The sequence below is a fragment of the Vibrio taketomensis genome (genome assembly GCF_009938165.1).
GTDB classification, from domain to species: Bacteria; Pseudomonadota; Gammaproteobacteria; order Enterobacterales; family Vibrionaceae; genus Vibrio; species Vibrio taketomensis.
On record NZ_AP019650.1, the window covers coordinates 966,631 to 988,582 of the forward strand.

General features: G+C 44.8%; 19 protein-coding genes. 12 read left to right on the forward strand and 7 right to left on the reverse strand.

From position 1 onward, the window contains the following. Nucleotides 1–26 precede the first annotated feature (26 nt). The 8 genes from norR (at nt 27) to Vt282_RS18220 (ending at nt 8,777) form a co-directional block, all read left to right on the forward strand. A complete protein-coding gene (gene norR / locus Vt282_RS18185; RefSeq protein ID WP_162064302.1) occupies nt 27–1,607 on the forward strand; it encodes a nitric oxide reductase transcriptional regulator NorR in 1,581 nt (526 codons plus the stop codon). An 80-nt stretch (nt 1,608–1,687) separates the two neighbouring features. After that, complete coding sequence (locus Vt282_RS18190) at nt 1,688–2,047, forward strand: glutaredoxin family protein (RefSeq protein WP_162048331.1); 360 nt, start codon at nt 1,688–1,690, stop codon at nt 2,045–2,047. A 115-nt stretch (nt 2,048–2,162) separates the two neighbouring features. Continuing rightward, entirely contained in the window at nt 2,163–2,798 is a 636-nt protein-coding gene (locus tag Vt282_RS18195) for an HAD family hydrolase (RefSeq protein WP_162064303.1), read from the forward strand. 42 nt (nt 2,799–2,840) lie between these two features. Continuing rightward, nucleotides 2,841–3,461 (forward strand): NAD(P)H-dependent oxidoreductase, encoded by a 621-nt coding sequence (locus tag Vt282_RS18200; protein ID WP_162048333.1) that lies wholly within the window; start codon nt 2,841–2,843, stop codon nt 3,459–3,461. Continuing rightward, a complete protein-coding gene (locus Vt282_RS18205; protein ID WP_162048334.1) occupies nt 3,458–5,377 on the forward strand; it encodes a monovalent cation:proton antiporter-2 (CPA2) family protein in 1,920 nt (639 codons plus the stop codon). The genes Vt282_RS18200 and Vt282_RS18205 overlap by 4 nt, the downstream gene beginning before the upstream one ends. 240 nt (nt 5,378–5,617) lie before the next feature. Then, entirely contained in the window at nt 5,618–6,901 is a 1,284-nt protein-coding gene (locus Vt282_RS18210) for an MATE family efflux transporter (protein ID WP_232055202.1), read from the forward strand. Nucleotides 6,902–7,105: 204 nt separating this feature from the next. Further along, a complete protein-coding gene (locus Vt282_RS18215; RefSeq protein WP_162064305.1) occupies nt 7,106–7,999 on the forward strand; it encodes a DMT family transporter in 894 nt (297 codons plus the stop codon). A gap of 163 nt (nt 8,000–8,162) precedes the next feature. Continuing rightward, the gene (locus Vt282_RS18220) at nt 8,163–8,777 is read left to right on the forward strand and encodes a glutaredoxin domain-containing protein (protein WP_162048337.1); all 615 of its coding nucleotides are present in this window, start codon (nt 8,163–8,165) and stop codon (nt 8,775–8,777) included. A 71-nt stretch (nt 8,778–8,848) separates the two neighbouring features. Here Vt282_RS18220 and Vt282_RS18225 read toward each other — a convergent pair whose 3' ends face one another. Then, complete coding sequence (locus Vt282_RS18225) at nt 8,849–10,036, reverse strand: chemotaxis protein (protein WP_162064306.1); 1,188 nt, start codon at nt 10,034–10,036, stop codon at nt 8,849–8,851. Between the two features lie 226 nt (nt 10,037–10,262). Then, nucleotides 10,263–10,613, reverse strand: coding sequence for a hypothetical protein (locus Vt282_RS18230; protein WP_162048339.1), 351 nt, complete (start codon nt 10,611–10,613; stop codon nt 10,263–10,265). Nucleotides 10,614–10,866: 253 nt separating this feature from the next. On the opposite strand from Vt282_RS18230, the gene Vt282_RS18235 reads away from it, so the two are divergent. After that, nucleotides 10,867–12,711, forward strand: a complete 1,845-nt coding sequence (locus Vt282_RS18235) for a putative bifunctional diguanylate cyclase/phosphodiesterase (RefSeq protein WP_162064307.1) — start codon at nt 10,867–10,869, stop codon at nt 12,709–12,711. On the opposite strand, the gene Vt282_RS18240 is transcribed toward Vt282_RS18235, so the two are convergent. Continuing rightward, a complete protein-coding gene (locus Vt282_RS18240; RefSeq protein WP_162064308.1) occupies nt 12,708–13,139 on the reverse strand; it encodes a hypothetical protein in 432 nt (143 codons plus the stop codon). The genes Vt282_RS18235 and Vt282_RS18240 overlap by 4 nt on opposite strands. Nucleotides 13,140–13,241: 102 nt before the next feature. Further along, nucleotides 13,242–13,778, reverse strand: coding sequence for a nicotinate-nicotinamide nucleotide adenylyltransferase (locus Vt282_RS18245; RefSeq protein ID WP_162064309.1), 537 nt, complete (start codon nt 13,776–13,778; stop codon nt 13,242–13,244). A 145-nt stretch (nt 13,779–13,923) separates the two neighbouring features. Here Vt282_RS18245 and nadE point away from each other — a divergent pair, with 145 nt between their 5' ends. Next, nucleotides 13,924–14,751, forward strand: a complete 828-nt coding sequence (gene nadE / locus Vt282_RS18250; RefSeq protein WP_162064310.1) for an ammonia-dependent NAD(+) synthetase — start codon at nt 13,924–13,926, stop codon at nt 14,749–14,751. A gap of 119 nt (nt 14,752–14,870) precedes the next feature. Here nadE and Vt282_RS18255 read toward each other — a convergent pair whose 3' ends face one another. The 3 genes from Vt282_RS18255 to Vt282_RS18265 form a co-directional block, all read right to left on the reverse strand. After that, nucleotides 14,871–15,542, reverse strand: a complete 672-nt coding sequence (locus tag Vt282_RS18255; RefSeq protein WP_162064311.1) for a LuxR C-terminal-related transcriptional regulator — start codon at nt 15,540–15,542, stop codon at nt 14,871–14,873. 617 nt (nt 15,543–16,159) lie between these two features. Beyond that, nucleotides 16,160–17,278, reverse strand: coding sequence for a glycine cleavage system aminomethyltransferase GcvT (gene gcvT, locus Vt282_RS18260; protein WP_162064312.1), 1,119 nt, complete (start codon nt 17,276–17,278; stop codon nt 16,160–16,162). A gap of 145 nt (nt 17,279–17,423) precedes the next feature. After that, a complete protein-coding gene (locus tag Vt282_RS18265) occupies nt 17,424–18,047 on the reverse strand; it encodes a helix-turn-helix domain-containing protein (protein WP_162064313.1) in 624 nt (207 codons plus the stop codon). A 505-nt stretch (nt 18,048–18,552) separates the two neighbouring features. On the opposite strand from Vt282_RS18265, the gene gcvH reads away from it, so the two are divergent. Together gcvH and gcvP are read left to right on the forward strand one after the other, a co-directional pair. Then, nucleotides 18,553–18,936, forward strand: a complete 384-nt coding sequence (gene gcvH / locus Vt282_RS18270) for a glycine cleavage system protein GcvH (protein WP_162048345.1) — start codon at nt 18,553–18,555, stop codon at nt 18,934–18,936. 119 nt (nt 18,937–19,055) lie between these two features. Further along, nucleotides 19,056–21,926 (forward strand): aminomethyl-transferring glycine dehydrogenase, encoded by a 2,871-nt coding sequence (gene gcvP, locus Vt282_RS18275; protein ID WP_162064314.1) that lies wholly within the window; start codon nt 19,056–19,058, stop codon nt 21,924–21,926. The last annotated feature ends 26 nt before the right edge of the window (nt 21,927–21,952 follow it).

The window sequence follows — 21,952 nt, forward strand, 5'->3', positions numbered from 1 at the left end:
TAATAAAGAGACTCATAGGTTAGCACATGCAAGACATCACCATTTCTACATTGTTGGACATGACCGCGGGGTTAGCGAGTGGGCACAACGATCAAGATCGCTTTAATAAACTACTCGATGCTATTCGTAAGGTGATCCAATGTGACTGCATTGCACTACTTGGCGCGCAACAAGACACTCTTCTGCCTCTGGCCATTCAAGGTATGACGCGTGACACGTTAGGACGCCGCTTTAAAGTCAGCGACCACCCACGCTTCGAGCAGATTTGTCAGGCAAGTGGCGTAGTTCGCTTTGATGCAGATAGTCCACTTCCCGATCCTTTCGACGGATTATTGCTTGATTACGATGGCGAACTTCCAATGCACGCTTGTATGGGATTACCCCTTATCTATGCCGATCAATTGCTGGGGATTTTGACCTTCGATAGCCTGACACCCAACGTTTTTGACTCAATACCTGACCGCAGTTTAGAGGCGCTATCGGCTATCGTCGCTTCACACCTTAAAGTAGCGTTAACCGTATCCAAACTGGAGCAACAAGCAAAACAAACACAACAACGCTTTGAAGAACTCAATCAAGAAGTTTGGGAGCGCGACGGAAAGATCATCGGTAGTAGGGCCATGCAAGCACTTAAGCAAGATATCGCCGTTGTGGCTCCTTCTGATTTCACCATTTTAATTCATGGTGAAACAGGCGTAGGTAAAGAGTTAGTCGCACGCAGCCTACATCATCAATCCCGGCGCCGTCAGCAACCGCTAATTTATGTTAACTGCGCAGCGATTGCAGAGTCATTGATTGAAAGTGAACTCTTTGGCCATGTTAAAGGCGCATTTACAGGTGCTGATAAATCACGCCTCGGTAAATTTGCCCTAGCCGACGGTGGAACCCTGTTTCTAGATGAGATTGGCGAACTCAGTCTGACCGCACAAAGTAAACTGTTACGTGCACTACAAAACCAAGAGATTCAACCCGTTGGACAAGATAACGTGCAAAGCATTGATGTACGCGTGTTAGCGGCAACCAATCGAGATCTCAAACACGAAGTTGAGCAAGGTCGATTTCGCGCCGATCTTTATCATCGCCTCACTGTTTACCCGCTCAATGTGCCGCCACTGCGTGAGCGCGATGAAGATGTCGTACTGCTTGCGGGATACTTTCTTGAACAAGCCCGTAAAAAGTTGGCGATTACCCAACTCAAATTTACCCGCGACGCATTAATTCAACTGCCTCGTTATGATTGGCCCGGCAACGTGCGTGAACTTGAACACGTGATCAATCGAGCCGCATTAAAAGCAAAAGCGAAACCACAACAAGCCGCTACAGTATCGGTATCCGCTTTAGATTTAGCACTTGAACAAAACGATGTCATGCCTACAACCCCTGCTGTATCAGACACTGTCGCTCCAGCTGTCGTGAAAATAAAAGATTTGCGCCAAGCAACAGAACAGTTTCAAGCACAGATGATTATTGAAACCCTACAGAGGGCCAACTATAACTGGGCAGGCGCTGCACGAGAGCTCAATCTTGATCGTGCAAATTTGGTTCGTTTAGCTAAGCGTTTAGGAATACAAGTGACCAAAGAACATAAGATTGAACGCTCAAGTTAATCTCATTCTTGTTTCTGCGATGTACTAAATTTGTTATTGTTTATGATCATCAAATCAATCATTGCACTACAAGGGAACTCATGAAGGTCATTCGTTGGATATTAGGTCGTATTATTTTGTTGTTAGACTTTGTTTTTTCTCCACGTGGCATAAAGCGTTCAGCAGAGGAACAGGCACGACTCGACGCCAAAGCATCACAATTGGCACTGTATCAATTTGATGCTTGTCCATTTTGCGTCAAAGTTCGCCGCGCAATGAAACGCCAAGCGGTCAAAATCGAGTTAAGAGACGCGAAAAACAATGCGGAGCATCGTGCTGAGCTTGAAACAGGTGGTGGCAAAATTAAAGTGCCTTGCCTGCGTATTGAAGACGAGCAAGGTGTGAAATGGATGTATGAATCATCAGATATCGTTGCGTATCTTGAAAAAGAATTTGCTTAACAAATTCTCTATCAAACTCTAAGCCTATACCCAAGTCAATTTCAGAGATTTGGGTATATCAAAGCACAGTATTCGCGACAAATAACTTCCAATGGAACATAAGGAGCGAACTTTAATGGGAAAATCCTTAGTTATACCTTTTGAACCATCGCGGCTAAAAGCGATTGTTTTTGACCTCGACAACACCCTAGTCACTTCAGACATGGACTTTATGTGGCTACGTAACAAGATAGGTTGTCCAGAAAGTAGCGATCTACTGACTTTCACTGACCAAATTGCCTGCCCTAAAAAACGCGCCACTGCTGAGCAGCAAATTCTCGACCACGAACTGCAAGATGCGCAGAACTCTGAACCCATGCCCGGCTGTGAATCCATCTTGCACTACATCGAAAGCAAAGCCCTTTATACAGCCATCATCACACGCAATTGCTTCCAAGCTGCAGAAACAAAAGTCGCACACAATAACCTCAATATTGAACGCATCATCAGTCGCGAACATTTTGCGCCAAAACCCTCTCCTGATGCACTCAATAGCCTAGTAAAAGAATGGCAACTTCAGCCGGAAGAAGTGTTGTATGTCGGCGACTATCTCTACGATTTGCAAGCGGCACTCAACGCCAAAATGCCCTCTTGTTTGGTCAATCATGGCACTGAGAAACCATTTGAACATCACGCCTCCATTGTAGTGGCTCATTTAAATGACCTTACTCAATTACTTATTCACGCCACTCGCAGTAACAATATGGTATAAAGAATAAAACAATAAATTCAATAATCTGCTAGGAAACCAACAATGCCTAAAAACAAAGTCCTGGTTTTATACGCGCATCCTTCTCAGCACCGCTCAGAAGTGAACCAGCCACTATTTAATGCAGCCAAAAACATCGAAGGTGTCACTACGGTTGACCTTTACTACGAATATCCAAGTTACAACATCAACATTGACCGAGAGCAGCAACGATTGGTCGAACACGATGTGATTATTTTCCAATTTCCACTCTACTGGTATTCAACTCCTGCCATGCTCAAAGAATGGCAAGATCTGGTCTTAGAATATGGCTTTGCTTATGGCAGCCAAGGCACTGCACTCAAAGGGAAGCGCTTTTTATGTGCTCTGTCAGCCGGAGGGAAAGCGGATGCCTACCAATTGGAAGGTTATAACCATTTTACCATTCGAGAAATACTCTACCCGATCGAACAAATGGTGGCGCTAACTGGCATGAAGTACATGGCTCCACTGGCACTGTTTGGCGCGCGTACCGCCAAAGAGGAAGGACGTATAGAACAACACGTCAAGCGTTGGGAAAAGCTACTTACAGCACTGGTCAACGACAAGGTGGATTACAAATTGGCGTATGAGGTGGAAAAACTCAATCCTTACCTCAACCGACTCATTTTAGGAGATGAAGCATGACCGGATATTTTCTTCAAGCCTTTATCTACCTCGTTGCCGCGGTTATCGCTGTACCTATCGCCAAGCGCCTTGGCTTAGGTTCCGTCTTGGGGTATTTAATTGCGGGTGTCGTCATTGGTCCAATCGTTGGCTTGGTTGGTGAAGAAACCACGACTATTCAGCACTTTGCTGAATTTGGTGTGGTGATGATGCTGTTTCTCGTGGGTTTAGAGCTTGAACCCAAAATGCTATGGAATATGCGTAATCGCCTATTGGGATTGGGCGGCTTGCAAGTAGCAGGCACGGCTGCCGCAGTGATGGGTATCGCGATGCTGTTTCAGCAACCGTGGACAATCGCACTGGCGATTGGTTTGATCTTCGCGCTCTCTTCTACCGCTATCGTACTGCAAACCTTTAATGAAAAGGGGCTCACTCGCACCGAGGGTGGGCAAAATGCTTTCTCTGTACTTCTCTTTCAAGATATTGCCGTCATCCCTATGCTGGCGTTTATTCCGCTATTGGCGCTGCCGGAATTAGTTGAACAAGCACAGAGCGCTGCTGCAACCGCAGCCGAGCATCATGAGGAACTGAGCTTAGTCGCAGGCCTGCCGGGTTGGGCTTACGCGCTGGTTATTGTTGTCTCGATAGTCGGCTTGGTCGTTGGTGGGCACTATTTAAGTCGTCCACTGTTTCGTTTCGTTGCAAGCTCAGGCTTGCGTGAAATTTTCACCGCGACAGCGTTAATGCTGGTTGTTGGGATCGCTGCACTAATGAGTTTAGTTGGGTTATCACCTGCTTTAGGCACATTCCTCGCGGGCGTGGTGCTGGCCAACAGTGAATTCCGTCATGAACTTGAGTCCAATATCGACCCATTTAAAGGTCTACTACTAGGTCTCTTCTTCATCACCGTTGGGGCTGGAATTAACTTTGGTATTTTGTTTGATGATTTCTTCCTAATCATCGGCTTAACCCTTGGAGTAATGCTGCTCAAAGCCTTGATCCTATATGTACTCGCGTTCTGCTTTAGAATTCGTAACAGTAACCGCTGGTTGTTTACGCTTAGCTTGGCGCAAGCTGGTGAGTTTGGTTTCGTACTATTAAGCTTTACCACGCAAAACCATGTTATTCCGCTCGATATCGCACAAACTCTCTCACTTGTTGTTGCACTATCCATGTTCCTCACCCCTGGGCTGTTTATCCTATTTGATAAGGTTATTCTGCCTCGGTTTGAGCACGCATCGAATCAAGGGGAAGCAGATAACATCGATGAGCAAGGTACCGTCATCATTGCGGGTATTGGCCGCTTTGGTCAAATCGTTAATCGTCTGCTGGTTGCCAATGGTATTAAAACCGTCGTGCTCGACCACCAAGCTGCACAGATTGATATGGTGCGCCAAATAAACACGAAAGCCTACTATGGCGATGCTACTCGCACTGACTTACTGCACACAGCAGGTATTGAAGATGCGGCGATGATTGTTATTGCGATTGATAATCCAGACGCGACGTTAGAGCTGGTAAAATACGTTAAACATACCTATCCACACGTGAAAATCCTCGCCCGTGCATACGATCGAGGAGACAGCTATCTGCTAAGACAGGCAGGTGCCGATATCATCGAGTCTGAAACCTATCACTCTGCAATCGAACTGGGCGCACATGCACTACGAGCCATCGGTCAACACCCATTCCATGTAGAACAGCAAAAAGCGAGTTACAAGCGCGTGGAAGATAAAAAGTCGGACATGCTTTACCAAGCTTGGTTGGATGACTCCTCAGGTGAACGCTTTGACAATAACTACCGTCAGCTTTTCATGCACCTAGAAGAGCAAATCAAGCTCGCGCTGGCGACCGATAGAGCAGATAAACACAATAACGATGAACGTGGTTGGACGCCGCCACCAAAAGGTTATGCCGACGATCCGACACCAAAATAAACAAGTCGCAAAGTATCTTCAGAGCATACATCTATACGCCTGATTTGAGGATATTATAAAGATATTGTTTAAAGTGTTTTCACTGCAAACTACTCGATCTATTTAACTGATTGAGTATATTAAACAGCAACGAATGCCGAGGATAACCTCGGCATTGTTTTATATTCATAACAGAACACGGCCTGACTAATTATTATGACCACCAGCCACTCCCAATCACTCACAAAGCAGTTGTTCAAGATGACATGGCCAATGCTATTTGGCGTACTGTCATTGATGAGCTTTCAATTAGTCGATAGTGCTTTTATCGGGCAGCTTGGTGTTTTACCGCTGGCTGCACAAGGCTTTACCCTGCCGATTCAAATGGTGATCATCGGGATTCAAGTTGGCTTGGGTATTGCTACCACAGCGGTAATCGCTAAAGCGGTTGGTGCCAACCAAACCCGCTATGCCCAGCAGTTAGGTGGGCTGGTCATCGTCATGGGTTCATTCGCGGTGGCTCTATTTGGCGTAATCATCTACCTGCTAAGAGAACCGATTCTTCTGATGCTAAGCGCACCAGAAAGCGTACTACCAATTATCGATAGTTACTGGATCTACTGGTTAATTAGTTCTTGGACGGGAGCTTTACTCTATTTCTTTTATAGCGTCTGCCGCGCCAATGGCAATACGATGCTACCTGGCACAATGATGATGGTCACCAGCCTAATTAACCTAGCACTGGACCCTCTGTTTATTTTCACCTTTGATCTTGGGATTAACGGCGCAGCGATTGCGACCGTGGTCGCCTTTGGCCTTGGCATTTTAGTTGTCGCACCTAAAGTCGCCGCTAAACAATGGGTTTGCTTTGACTGGCATGATTTAGATCTAATGGCGAGCCTTCGCTCAATCGGCAACATTATGGGGCCTGCGATGATAAGCCAATTGCTGCCTCCGCTATCTTCAATGCTGGCAACTAAGCTTTTAGCAGGCTATGGCACGGCCGCTGTCGCCGCATGGGCATTAGGCTCTCGTTATGAGTTCTTCGCTATTGTCTCGGTATTAGCACTGACTATGTCGATGCCACCAATGGTTGGTCGTTTACTTGGCGCACAAAAAATTAATGAAATCCGTCAATTAGTCACTATTGCAGTGAAATATGTCTTAGCTTCCCAATTACTGATTGCCGTGATTACCTACTTGAGTAGCCAATTTTTGGCTACTCTCATGACCAGCGAAGAGCAAGTTGAACATATCCTTAATTGGCATTTAATGATCGTTCCAGTCAGCCTTGGACCACTAGGAATCTGTATGCTGATGGTTTCTATCAATAACGCACTCGGTAAGTCCTATACGGCATTAACCATCTCTGCGCTGCGTTTATTCGCTTTCTTCTTGCCGTGTCTATGGGTTGGCTCCATGTTAGGTGGCATTGAGGGTATCTTTTGGGGTTCGCTCGCAGGTAATGTTGCCGCAGGTGCCTGTGCATGGCTAATGTATCAAAACGCTATCAGTCAAGTTGAGCGTAAGTTGTCAATTAAATGAGTTGTAGATTTGTCAGTATTTACAGGGTTCACTATCACCGCAATTATTGCAGTACTTATTTTGGTCAAAATGTTCACGCTTTGACATGCAATCAGCATAGCTCTGGTGGTATTTTCCGTTGTACTGATAAATCGTTCAAAAAACTAAGGTATCTCGAGCAATTTAGTCGTATGATCCCGTCACCTTTTTTAAGTATCAGTTTCTATGAGTCATAATCATCACCCAATTAAGGGCGCCAGTTGGATGCTAACCGCTGGCTTGTCGTTTGCTATCGTTAACAGCCTAGCGCAAGTTGCAAGTATCAATTATGGTCTCTCTTCGACCACGGTCGCGCTGGTGCAATACGCGATTGCACTGGTGGTTATTCTGCCTTACCTCAAAACACTCGGCATTCGCCAATCATTACGAACGCAGAAACTCGGCTTGCATATATTCCGTGTATTTTTGTCTGTGATTGGTATTCAGTTATGGCTTTGGGCACTCGCGTACCCAGTGCCTATCTGGCAAGGTATTGCGCTGCTAATGACCTCGCCACTTTTTGCCACTATCGGATCAGGGCTACTACTCAAAGAAAACGTAGGCAAAGCGCGTTGGGCAGCAACATTAACCGGTTTTATCGGTGCCATGATCATCTTAGAGCCTTGGGCTGACGACTTTAGCTGGGCAGCTTTGCTTCCAGTTGGCGCTGCCTTCTTTTGGGCCTGCTATTCATTAATGGTGAAAAAACTGTCTTCTGATGACTCACCATCGACAATGGTGGTTTATCTACTGATCTTAATTACGCCATTTAACATACTACTCGCTCTACCAGATTGGCAAACACCGACTGGTGGTACGCTTTGGTTGGTTCTAATTTGTGCGGGGATTGCGACTGCATTGGCGCAGTGGGCCATTGTAAAAGCCTATTCTGTTGCTGACGCTTCTTTTGTACAGCCATTTGACCATGCAAAACTGCCTTTAAACGTACTTGCTGGATGGGTGGTATTTGGTTGGGTTCCACCTGGTCGTTTATGGCTAGGCGCGGCGATCATCATTGCCTCTGTCGCCTTTATTACTCAATGGGAAGCTCGTAAAAGTAGTAAGCGCAAGTCAGCTTAAACCGATATTTTTTGAAAGAAATTTGTCAGATAGCCGTTCTACTAAAATAAGCAAAACGGGTTACACTTAAGTTTAGGTTACTCACCTAACTTCATACCCTATTCTGATTACGCAGTTCGGCTATCGCAAGCATAGACTTGCTATGTGCTCAAGGGAGATCACTATGACAACACCAATCAAAATTACACTGTATCGCTGGGCTGGTAGCTGGGGACCATTTAAGGTCAATATTCCTTGTGGCGAATGCACTCTAACCAAAGATATTCTCCAAGACACGTTTGATAACGAGCTTGCTGGTATTCCCATTGAGCTTGAAGTGAAAGATTGGTTATCCCATTGGTGGGAGCCTCTAAAACTTGGGTCGTGGCACGCTCCGATTCTGGTTGTAGAAGGCAAAGTGGTTAGCCAAGGTGAAGCACTAAACCGCGGCGTATTAATCCAGTCGGTGATACAAAAATGGAGTGAGCGTGACACGCTTAAAGGCAATATTGTCTATGGTAAGGCAACCTGTCCATATTGTGTGAAAGCGAAAAAGATCCTTGATGATGCGGGCATCGAATACCAATACCATGATGTGGTTAAAGAAAGCGCCGCGTTGTATCGCATGATTCCAGAAGTGAAAGCCATCATTGGTTTGAAAACACCGGTAACCGTGCCACAAATTTGGCTTGATGGGCAATACATTGGTGGTGCCGATAACTTGGAAGCTTGGATTGAAGCCAATAATCTCAAGCAAGTACCCAACAATGTGGTCAATTTAGAAGCGAATCAAGGCTGATTGGGTAGCCCTCGCGACATATAAGACATAAAAAGGTCTAGCTGACCTTTTTATGTCTTCAAACCTCAAACTCACGCCTTCTGTTTACGCACTTGAGATCGGCGTCCTAACATGTAGCCAAGCCCAAGTGGCGCAAAGAAAATCACAACAATAAACAACACAAAATACAAAATGGTGCTCTTTATCAATTGCATCAACTTATCCATCGCGACCGTTACCACCTGCTGTGAAATCTGATCGATGTTTTGTGCCAACGCTTCACGTTCGTGAGAAATGATCAACGCGACCTCTTGCCGCTCTCGGGCGACCATTTTCTCAAGCGCTTGTCGCTCCTCACTCAGTTGCGCTAAACGCGCTTGAGTTTTGATATCGATATCATCGACCAATGGTTGCAGGTGAATTGCCATTTCTTGTGCTAGGTGGTTCATATATTCAGGGTTATTGATAATGAAGTCATTCATCGCATCTGCAGTCACTTTCAAGCTATCTAAGGCTTGATTTACTTGCTCAATACTCGCAGAACTATTCAACGCTAGCAGTTGCGCCTTCCAAGTCATAATCTTAGGCGTCTGTTTCGACATCAGGCTTAATCGATCAGAGACATCCCCGATTGCTTCAGGCATGGTACCGAGTGTCGTAACGGCTTCTTCTTGTGCAATTTGATTTGCTTCTAACCACGCACGATAAGCAGGAGTGCGAATCATACTCAAATCAGAAAATGGGTACGTCGCCACAAATTGTTCTACGAAATCCTTCGTTGATTGATAAGCAGAGGGCTTGAGCAAACCTTTGGCCAATGCATCGATCTCTCGCGCTAAGTGAGCAGAAACCTGTTTAGCTTCATCATTACCGGGTGCTCCTTTTATGCCATCAGAATCGATGAATAACGCTTTGCCTTGGCCTGAATGGAAGAATTCATTCATCTGCGCGACAAATACCCAAGAGTCAATCAAGGACGCAATCGGTGACACTTGATAAGTCGCCGCCTGCATTCCTTCTTCTGCATTGATTTTCCATAACAGAATATGAGATTGATTAAGTTGGTCACCAGCATCATAACGGGCTTGTAATACGTCAGCGGCTTGTTCCACTTGGGCAAAAAACTGCTGCGAATATTCACGCGTCATGATTCGCATATTAAGTTCTTGCTGAGTTAGCGGAATCGTTTGAGAGTCGATTTTGACTTCCAATAAAGAACAACCGGAAAGAGCCGAAATTAGCAATATCATTAAAGCCAAACAGCAACGACGTAACAACATAGTTCACCTGCAATGTCACTGGAGATAATGGAATATAGAACGAAAGCGGACAACTCGAAGAATATAATACAAATTGCGTATTTTTAACTAACTAAGATCAACTTATGGCTCGATAGAAGCGATCATGTAAAACGCAGAAAGGGTAGTTTTACCAATAAAAAGACCTTCACGATGGAAGGCCCTAGAAGTACTTTTACCCAGTGTATTGGACGCAGCAAACGCGAAATTAGCTACGCTTTGGTTGCTGATATGTTTTGCCAGCAGCTTGATAAGTGTCTTTGCGCTTAACTTCAAACATGGCGTCAAAGAACCAAGCAACAAAACGAATCACGTCATCGCCTTCATTCATTACATGCTCAACAAACTCTTGCTCTTCGCCTTGGTCGTTCTCTTGTACAGTCACATGGTAAATGCGCTTTTCACCCTCTACTTCTGCCAATGCAAATTGACCAGCAAGAGATTGCGCCGCCTCGGCAACTTCTTGATCTTCGCTTGCTTTTAAAATAGCGAGTGCTTGAGGTAGACCTTCTTGTTGGCAAGCTTCTTTTACCAAAGTTTCAAACTGTTTGTGTTCCATAGTGTTACCTATAGTTTTTTATTTTGCATTGACCCAAGATGGTTCCAACCATAATGATGCTAAGTCACATCAATGTGCCGCCGATATTCCCTGATATTTGATTTGATTTAGTCCAATATATGAAAAATCACATAAGCAATCATGTTTATATAAAATCCGATCTAGTTTGGAAAAATATGCCACTTGTACCATATTTAATCTTGAGACATGCAAGACTAAGTGACGAAGATCACAACCAGAAAGGAGATGTCAGGTGGCCCAAAAATCTAACTCATCAATATCGGTTGATGTAGACACAGTCGAACGTATCATCGCGCTTGACGGCCACGAGCTACTTCATCAGGTAACACTCAACTTACACAAACAATTTGGTAGTCACTGTTCATGCGTAGTAGAACTCGACAAACTCAACTTCTTCGCTCAAACGCTCTCTTATGCATGCCAAAATAGAATTCTTACTCCGTTTTGTTACACCATGATCGGATCGCCCTGTCATGAAGTTAGTAAGTCTTCGTCAGACTATTGCCTTTACAGTGACAATGTTGCGGAAGAATTCCCACAAGACGCGTTTTTAGTCGATAACAATATCCAAGCTTACCTTGGTATTCCGCTGCGTGCGCACAATGGAGAAAATCTGGGGATTCTCGTATCAACCTTTTGTTACCCTATTTCGCAGCTAGAACAAACCCAACAAGACGAACTGATTAACGCCCATATCTTCTTTGCTAATCTAATCGTGCATAGTTTAAGAGCAAAATGGCTATCAGCACGTTCAGATAGCCTCGTCAATCAATTGAGCCACGAAATCACTCATGATGCGTTAACTGGGCTTTTAAATCGACGTCGCTTATCCGAAATGCTGGAGCACTACGCTGAAACCACTGATGAGCCCTTCCACCTGGTTTACATAGATATTGATAATTTTAAATCTATCAATAATTTATACGGAAACTATATTGGTGACCAAGTCATCAAATTTGTGGCGATGGCAATGGAGGATAATATTCCCGAAAAAGAACATGCTTTTAGAATTTCCGGGGATGAGTTTGCCTTTATCACTTTCTCAGACGACCCGTTCTCGATTTGCCAAAATATCATCGTTCGCTTGAGGGAGGGCTACCGCGACACTTCCCACAAAATAAAACTTGGAGCAAGCATAGGGCTAGCAAGTCGCTCTGAAACCCACCTCTCAGCCGATCAATTGATGCTCAACACTTCTCTGGCGCTAAAAGATTGCAAACAATCGAGAAACAACGCAATACAAAGTTACGATACCCATTTAAGCAATCAGTATTACCGACGCACAATGGTGATTGATGCGCTTAGAAATGAGCTTGACCCTTCAAATCATGATGAAAGCGAAATCTATGTGCAGTTGCAACCAATCGTCGCTGTCGGGAATCAACGTTGGGACTACTTTGAAACTCTCGCTCGTTGGAATAGCAAAACACTGGGTGCGATTTCACCCATAGAGTTTATCGAGGCAGCAGAGCAATCAGGATTGATCGTTGAACTTGGTGAACGAATCGTCGAGCTCGCGTGCCAAGCAAAGTGTGAATTAGAGAAAGGACTCGGTTACAAAGTGCATCTGTCACTTAACTGCTCTGCTCATGAACTCGCTGATTCCTCGAGATACATGCGTCATCTTGATAAATCAATCCGTCATTATGATTTTGCGCCCGACGAGTTTACGATTGAGTTAACGGAGACGGTACTGTTATCTCGCACCAATGAAGTACGGTATATTCTCGATAAGTTAAGAAGCTTGGGCTACACCATTGCGCTGGATGACTTCGGCACGGGTTATTCAAGTCTCAACTACATCCATAGCTATCCGATTGATATGATCAAAATCGACGCCACGTTCGTTCGAAACATTCTGTTTAATGAAACGGCTGAACGCGTCGTCAATTTGATTATTCAGTTGGCGAAACAACTTAAGGTGGGGCTGGTAGCCGAAGGGGTTGAAAACAAAAACGAGCTGGAGAAACTCACTTCGATGGGTTGCACCCATATACAGGGTTACTACTTCTCAAGACCTGAGCGCCCCGCCACACTAATAGCTAATCATTTGGCAGAGCAAAAAACGCCACACTAAAATGGCAACTCTAGTTGCATAAACATTTGGTCTTGCTCGTTATCATGCCACAAGTAGTCGAACCGTAAGCGAGGCTCACCAATTCGTTTTTCGCCAAAACCCACGCTGAACTGTAACCCATGATCCATCATCCAATCTTGCATTGATTGGTCGTCATCAAGATCAGAAAATTCATCTGGAGCCCACACACCAATACCAAAGTATTTATCGGCAAACTGTTGGCTAATAAATGGATTACTTTCTGTTTTTAACGTCCATTCCGACCAATAGTTAGCATCACTATCGTCTGTTTCAGAACCCAAACTATCAGCATCAAAACGGTCACTTTCGCTTAGTGGCATAGAATAAGATTGAGGCCCACAATCCTCAGTAATACCGTAGGGATAGAGGTGGTGGTCAACGGATGTTTCATCGTCATCCCTTCGCATGCACTAACAAGCGTAGGAAACCACGCAAAGCAAGCAATAGGCCTATCTTGGCCATAAATTCCTCTGAATATTTATCGTTTTATTTATAAATTCATTTTGCTCTCAAGCGGGCTTACTGACAACATCAATAATAACTATTTTTGTAAGTATTTTTGCAACGGTTGGCGTAGTCATGTCTTGAATTGATTGATGATTTTGCAAAGCATTACGAATGTCTGTACTACGAATAGCGACCTTTTCTGGACACGCCATAATTGTCCACTTTTGCGCGATCTGCTGCGCGTTATAGAACTTGCCAAAGTTAAACAAATTGTCAGGCCCCATCACGAAAGTCAGATCCGCTGTCGGGTATTTTTGATGTAATTCAGAAAGAACAGCAAAGGTTGTCACCGCTTGTTGATCTTGGTTGAACAGCTCTTCTTCAATGGTACAACAAACCACATTACGCAAATTAGCGTCTTGAATAAATGCATTGAGCAATTCTACTCTCACTGCATAATCCAGCATCTGCTTGCCCCAAGCGTGAGCAATACTTGGCACCAATAATACTTGGTCAAAATGACTTAATGACTGAATCACACTCAAGTGACCTAGACTTGGTGGATTAAAAGCGCTTCCAAATACAGCGATCTTTGTCATTTTTTGTCCTTGTATACAACGAAATCAGCGATCTCGGTTTTCTATTTAGTGGTTTTCGGTATGATACTAGTTATTCCCGAGTAAGCTCAACAATCGAGATTACTTACCACTATGTTTTACACTACAAAGCTGCAGGAAGAGACTAATGGAACAGTTGATTCGCGAAGAAATGCGCGTATTACCATCGATTGACCCTCAATTTGAAATCACTCGCCGTGTTGATTTTATTAAACGCAAACTTACTGAGTCAGGGTGCAAAGCACTCGTTCTCGGCATTAGCGGGGGCGTTGACTCAACTACATGTGGTCGTTTGGCTCAAATTGCAGTCGATCAATTAAACCAAGAGCATGGCTCTGGTTACCAATTTATTGCGGTTCGCCTACCCTACGGCGAGCAACAAGACGAAGATGAAGCACAGCTTGCATTGCAATTTATCCAGCCCACTCATTCTGTTTCTGTCAATATCAAAGCAGGTGTCGATGGTTTGCATGCAGCGTCACATATCGCATTAGAGGGAACGGATTTGATCCCTCAAGACCAAGCGAAAGTAGACTTCATCAAAGGTAACGTAAAAGCTCGTGCACGTATGGTGGCTCAATACGAAATTGCTGGCTATGTCGGTGGTTTGGTATTAGGAACTGATCACTCAGCAGAAAACATCACGGGTTTCTACACCAAGTTTGGTGATGGCGCGTGCGATCTCGCTCCCCTATTTGGTCTCAACAAACGACAAGTACGTGAAGTCGCAGCAACGCTTGGCGCACCAGAGCAGTTAGTCAAAAAAGTCCCAACCGCGGATCTTGAAGAACTGGCACCACAAAAAGCAGATGAAGATGCGCTAAACCTAACTTATGAACAAATCGATGATTTCTTAGAAGGTAAAGAAGTCGCGCCTGAAGTCACTGAACGTTTAGTGCGTATTTACAAAATAACGCAACATAAGCGTCAACCAATCCCAACCATTTACGACTAATTGACTATTCCCAAGCCATAGTAATCTGCTTGGGTAACAACCTTAGTCATGAGTCTGCACAAATAACAAGGGAGCGTAATCGCTCCCTTGTTATTTGTATTTCGTTATGCAGATTAGTACTAGGCTCGTTCCTCTAAACCAATGTTGTTATTGGCCCACAACAGCGCCTGTAAACGGTTTTTGGCGTTAATCTTCTTAAAGATGTTATGCAAATGCGTTTTTACCGTATTTTCACTCACAAACAACTCATCCGCGATTTGTAGATTCGATGCTCCGTGGCCCAAAAGACGCATGATCTCTTTTTCTCGCTTGGTCAAGTTGGCGTAGGTTTGCGATGTGGTTACAGAATTCGTGCTTCGGAAATGTTCGATGTAATCTTGCGCAACCTTACGAGATAACCACATTTCGTCCTGCATGATTTTAGACATACCTTTCAGTAGCAACCCAATCTCATCATCAACATAAAAAACACCCACCAGATTACGCCATTTAAACAGCTGTGATGACGCGACATCTTTTGGACAGTTAATGACGATCTCTTTAGTAGAAAGATTCGTACCTTGGCGAATGAGGTTGTACTGCTCGATACCAGAGTCATCAAAGTAGTTGTAATCGATTAAAACATAATCCCCTAAGAAGGAAGAATCTTCTGCAACCAAACTTTCTAGATCATCTAAAGACGCCAGTTGAACGTCTAACTCTATCCCTCGCTCTAGTGAATCTTTAAACAGCTTCGATTGCATACTGACATCCGAAAGCAAGGTGATCTTATAATTATGGTCAGATTTCATGTTCCCTTTCTCCAACTTTTATTGGGGTATGACTTAAAACTATCGTTTAGTTTTAAATAGTCAATATTTACCCAGATCACACTTTTGTTAATTACAGGTTAAATGTATATATATCAGTACTGTAGGGTAAGAGTCTCAATTATGAGACGAGCGTGGATTAATTTCTATCGCAGCTTTCAGACTGGTTTAGATCGCATCTAAAAATAGAAATATCAACAAAAGTCTTACTTTTGAGGATAAGGAATAGTATGAGAAAAGAGGATCTCTTCATCCTATTTGTTGAGGTGTCATAAGCAGTAGATAACGAAAGCCCTTTTCACTATTTGGTGAAGCAAAAAGGGTCTTATACTCAAGTAACCTCAAGATACGTGGTTCAGCGAGAATGACTTGGATTGCAGACAAGGCAATGATTTGAAGATCTAGTGGTTCTAAATCAAAAATCGTTAACGACGTATGCGAGACAAGTCAAATCGCCATTGGGGAGCAAGTTACTGCCTCGCTTTTTGCGTCAAACCACTCGAAAATAGATGGCTATTTCGCTTCGTCGTTTTCCTTGAACTCAAAGCAGTAACAATGCTCTGAATCCTGCATCTTGAAGTCACTTGAGTATGGCATCGTTATCCACGGTAATATCTTTGTGGCACAAACGGCATTTTAGCCACTGTCATCGCAAGCATCTTGCCGCGCACTTCTGCCAACACTGAGGTGCCAAGCTCTGCATACTCTACTGAAAGGTAAGCCATCGAGACTGGCACACCGGCTGTTGGCCCAGCAGTTCCACTCGTTACCACACCTATTTTTTGCCCGTCTGCATTGAATAATTCTGTACCTTCGCGTACCGGCGCTTTAGTTTCACCCACCAGCCCAACGCGCTTACGACCGACGTTTTTAGTCTCAATTTGACTAAGAATAATATCAGCACCAGGAAAACTGCCTGCACGCTCACCACCAACACGACGAACCTTTTGGATTCCCCACAGTAAGCTTGCCTCTACTGGCGTAGTCGTTGGGTCAAGATCATGACCATATAGACACAAGCCGCACTCCAAACGCAATGAATCGCGTGCGCCAAGGCCAATCCATTCTACTTCTGCTTGCGCCAGTAACTGTTGAGCCAGTTCTTCTGCTTTATCACTTGGCACTGAAATCTCAAAGCCATCTTCTCCGGTATACCCGCTACGAGAAACAATACACTCAGCGCCGAGTAACTCGATACGCGCCACATCCATAAAGACCATATCGCTAACGGCTGAATTAAGCCGGCTCAATACATTGGCAGCGTGCGGGCCTTGAATAGCTAACAACGCTCTATCTTGCACAACTTCCAACTCTAACTGTGCGGGTAAGTGTTGTTTAATATGGGCGATATCTTGCGTTTTACATGCTGCATTCACCACGATAAACAGATGGTCACCCAAATTAGCAACCATCAAATCGTCCATGATCCCGCCTTGCTCATTAGTAAAAAAAGCATAACGTTGATTGCCAACTGGCAGATCCACAATATCAACTGGTACCAAAGACTCAAGAAACTGAGCGGCCCCCTCACCTTTCAAACGCAATTGTCCCATATGAGAAACATCAAACAGACCCGCTAACTCTCGTGTATGCAAGTGCTCTTTCTTTACACCCAGTTTGTATTGAACGGGCATATCATAGCCTGCAAATGGCACCATTTTCGCGCCAGCATCAACATGTAATGCATGTAGAGGAGTGGTAAGTAGAGCTTGATTCATTCTGATCTCCAAAATGTCCGTTTGCGTTCGATAACTAAGAACGAGAGAATGTGTTTCCTATAATAAACACGATAACGCAAAACCCGATCTAACAACACCGCATTGTTAAACAAAAGTGCTTTGGTTAACAATTTTTGCACAATGCTTATTTCGCAGTCACCCACAAGATCAATGCGTCTTCGTCACTGCAAGAGACAAGCATGTGGCCCATGTTGGCATCGTAATAAACACTATCACCTTCTTGCATTTCTACCGGCTCATAGAACTCAGAATAAAAACGTACCGCACCTTCAAGGATCAGCAGAAACTCTTCCCCGTCATGGCGAACCCAATCGCTATATTCATCAAAACTGCGCGCCCTGACGCGGCTTTTAAATGGCATCATTTTCTTGTTCAACATCTGCGTTGCCAGTAGTTCGTGCTCATAGGTTTGCGTTGGATGAGGTTTACCCTCTCCATTACGCGTCATGTCACGTCGACCTGTCGCCACCTTTTGTTTCGGCGGCTCAAACAACTGCGGCATATCGATTTTCAAGCCATTCGCCAGCTTTTGCATTGCCTGAAAGGTAGGCGATATTTGCTCGTTTTCTATCTTACTTAACGTAGAGCGTGCAAGCCCAGTTCGCTGGCTAGCCTCTTCCAATGTTAACCCTAATCGGCTGCGTATCTCTTTCAGTCGCTCGCCGAGTTTCAATGGCGCAATCGACTGTTCTTGGTTCTCTTTCGCCAGCGTCAGTGATGGGTATTCATCATAAATCTCTTCTGACATAGGTTCCTCATGCGTCTCATATTCTTCCTTGCTAGTTGATTCTGCATCAAGCCACACGAATAAAAAAGACTAAAACTTAGCCAATAGGTGTCGCCGTTAACAGTTTTAGAAACTATGTTTCCTATAGGAAATTTATAGTTGATTGTTTATCTCTTAATCGCTATGTTATCGAGTTGTTATGAATGATGAATTATGTGCTTTACGTAAAAATTGGTTTACTCATTCTTTTGTATGAAGTGATTTAAACACTTACGTAGGTATCATTTTTAACTCGAATTTTAAGCGAACACTGATTCGGTGATCGGCGACGCAAAACTTCAAAACGAAGTAATGCACACTCGCAAAAGCGAAAATGTCACTGTGACCACCATGTTAGCTAGAATGAAGTCGAACTAACGGTCAAACAGTGAGTAAACGCGGCTTTGGCGTAGACATATTTAAAACGACTCGGTGGTTTTGATTAACCAACAAAATCACCAATCAATTAAAATTTGGAGATTTAGCAATGGATAAAAGCCTCAAATTTACTGATAGCCACGAATGGGTTCGTGATAACGGAGATGGCACCGTCACTATCGGTATTTCTGAACATGCACAAGAGATGCTTGGCGATGTGGTATTCGTCGACCTGCCAGAAGTAGAAGACAGTATCGATGCCGGCGACAGTTTTTCATTGGTTGAATCGGTTAAAGCCGCTTCTGACATTTACGCTCCAGTCACTGGTGAGATTGTTGAAGTAAACGAAGATCTTGAAGACAGCCCAGAGCTTATCAATGAAGAACCATACGATGGTGGCTGGATTGCTCGAGTCAAACTTGCCGACCCTTCAGAGCTCGAGGATCTCAAAGATGCCGAAGAGTACTTAAGCTCAATCGAAGACGAAGATTAATAAAATAAACGGAAAAGCTGCCCTCGAAATGGGCGGCTTTTTTTGAAGGTTCGTATTAGTAACAAGCGCTTGTTTTTATTGTTACTGCCGTATATCAGCCTTTCAAGAAGGTAAAGGACATGACCACACTACTACAAAGCCTCAGCACTCAACATGAATTCGTTGCTCGCCACAACGGACCAAATCACAATGACCAACAAAAGATGCTGGAAACGCTCAATGTCTCCAGTTTGGAACAGTTGATTGAACAAACCGTTCCGGCTCAAATTCGCTTAGAGCAGCCACTCACCCTTGCCGAAGCCCAAAGTGAAGCGGATATGCTGACCTCGATGAAGCAATTTGCTCAGCAAAATCAGGTTAAGCGCACCTTCATCGGCCAAGGTTATTACAACACCTTCACGCCAAACGTGATTCTACGTAACGTGATGGAAAACCCAGGTTGGTACACGGCATACACCCCCTATCAGCCAGAGATTTCTCAGGGTCGTCTTGAAGCGTTACTAAACTTCCAACAAGTCGTGATGGATCTCACCGGCATGGAAATCGCTAATGCCTCATTGTTGGATGAAGCAACCGCTGCAGCAGAAGCCATGACGCTCTGTAAACGCGCAGGAAAAAGTAAGAGCAACACCTTCTTCGTCGCCTCTGACGTCCACCCACAAACCATTGAGGTCGTCAAAACGCGCGCTAAATTTATTGGCTTTGACGTGTTTGTGGATGAGTTAGACACACTGCCTAATCACGATGTCTTTGGTGCGTTAGTTCAATACCCTTCGACGACAGGTGAAGTCAGAGACATCAGCGAATTAATTGCCAAAGCACAAGCCAACAAAACGCTGGTTACCGTAGCAACGGACTTACTGGCTAGCGCACTGATTAAACCCGCAGGTGAAATGGGTGCTGATGTGGTCATCGGCTCCGCGCAACGTTTTGGCGTGCCAATGGGCTACGGCGGTCCACACGCAGCCTTTATGGCAACGAAAGACAAACATAAGCGAACAATGCCAGGCCGTGTGATTGGTGTTTCCATTGATAGCCATGGTAATCAAGCGCTACGTATGGCAATGCAAACCCGTGAACAACATATTCGCCGTGAAAAAGCGACGTCGAATATCTGCACCGCGCAAGCACTGCTGGCAAACATGGCGGCATTTTATGCCGTGTATCATGGTGCGAAAGGGCTGCGCACCATCGCGCGTCGAACTCATCATATGACCGCAATCCTCGCGGCTGGGTTAACCAAAGCTGGCTTTGAATTAGCTCACAACAGCTTCTTCGACACCATCACAATCAACACTGAAACCAATACCGAAGCGCTGTACCAAAAAGCGCAAAGTGCGGGTATTAACCTTCGTCAATTTAAAGGTAAGCAACAGCTTGGTGTCAGTTTTGATGAAACAACGACGATCAGTGATATCGCCGCACTATTTGCCATCTTTGATGTGACTGAAAACGTAACCGAATTGGCGAGCGAAATCGAAAAAAATGAATTTGCCGCAATTCCAGAATCATGTCGTCGCAGCACGCAATATCTTACTCATCCGGTGTTTAACACTCACCACAGCGAAACGCAGATGATGCGTTACCTTAAGCAGTTAGAGAACAAAGACTTCTCGCTGACTCACGGCATGATCCCTCTCGGCAGTTGCACCATGAAGCTCAACGCAGCAGCAGAGATGATCCCTGTAACATGGCCAGAATTTGGTGCCATCCACCCGTTTGCACCGCTCGAGCAAGCTGCAGGTTACAGCGCTCTCGCCAAAGATCTTAAAGAAAAGCTATGTGAGATCACCGGCTATGATGATTTTTCACTGCAACCTAACTCGGGCGCATCAGGAGAGTACGCCGGTCTAATTGCGATTCAACGCTACCATGAAAGTCGTGGCGACACGCATCGCAATGTGTGCCTCATTCCAAGCTCTGCGCACGGAACAAACCCTGCGACCGCTTCAATGCTGTCAATGAAAGTAGTGGTTGTAAAATGCGATAACGAAGGGAACATTGATTTGGTTGATCTTGCTGACAAGATTGCTCTGCATCGTGACAACCTATCTAGCATCATGATTACCTACCCTTCGACACACGGCGTGTACGAAGAGCAAGTGAAGCAAGTGTGTGAAATGGTACACGAAGCAGGCGGCCAAGTTTATCTCGATGGCGCAAATATGAACGCACAAGTAGGTTTGACAACTCCGGGCTTTATTGGCTCAGACGTTTCTCACCTCAACTTACATAAAACCTTCTGTATCCCCCACGGCGGTGGCGGCCCGGGCATGGGACCTATTGGTGTTAAATCACACTTAGCACCATTCTTACCAGGCCACATCGAAAATGGCATAGAAGGCGAAGATTTTGCAGTGTCAGCTGCAGATTTAGGTAGCGCCTCTATCCTACCAATCTCATGGGCCTACATTGCGATGATGGGAGAAGTGGGTCTAACCGAAGCGACGAAAGTCGCGATTCTGAATGCGAACTACGTAATGGCGCGTCTACGTCCTCACTACCCTGTGCTCTACCGTGGCACCAATGGCCGTATTGCGCACGAATGTATTATTGATATTCGCCCACTCAAAGAAGAGATCGGCATTAGCGAAGAAGACATCGCTAAGCGATTAATGGATTACGGTTTCCACGCGCCAACCATGTCATTCCCAGTGGCAGGAACGCTCATGATTGAACCAACCGAGTCTGAAGATCTAGAAGAGCTAAACCGCTTCTGTGATGCGATGATCTCAATTCGAAAAGAGATGGATAAGGTGAAAAACGGGGAATGGCCGCTAGATAACAACCCATTAGTCAAAGCGCCACACACTCAAGTAGACCTTTCTGCCACTGAGTGGGACCGCCCATATTCGCGTGAAGTTGCGTGTTTCCCATCGCCAGCAACCAAACAATGGAAGTATTGGCCAACGGTTAACCGCGTAGATAACGTGTTTGGGGACAGAAACCTCGTGTGTTCATGCCCAAGCATTGATAACTATGAAGAGTAACTTTTAATCTATAATTCATAGTGTTA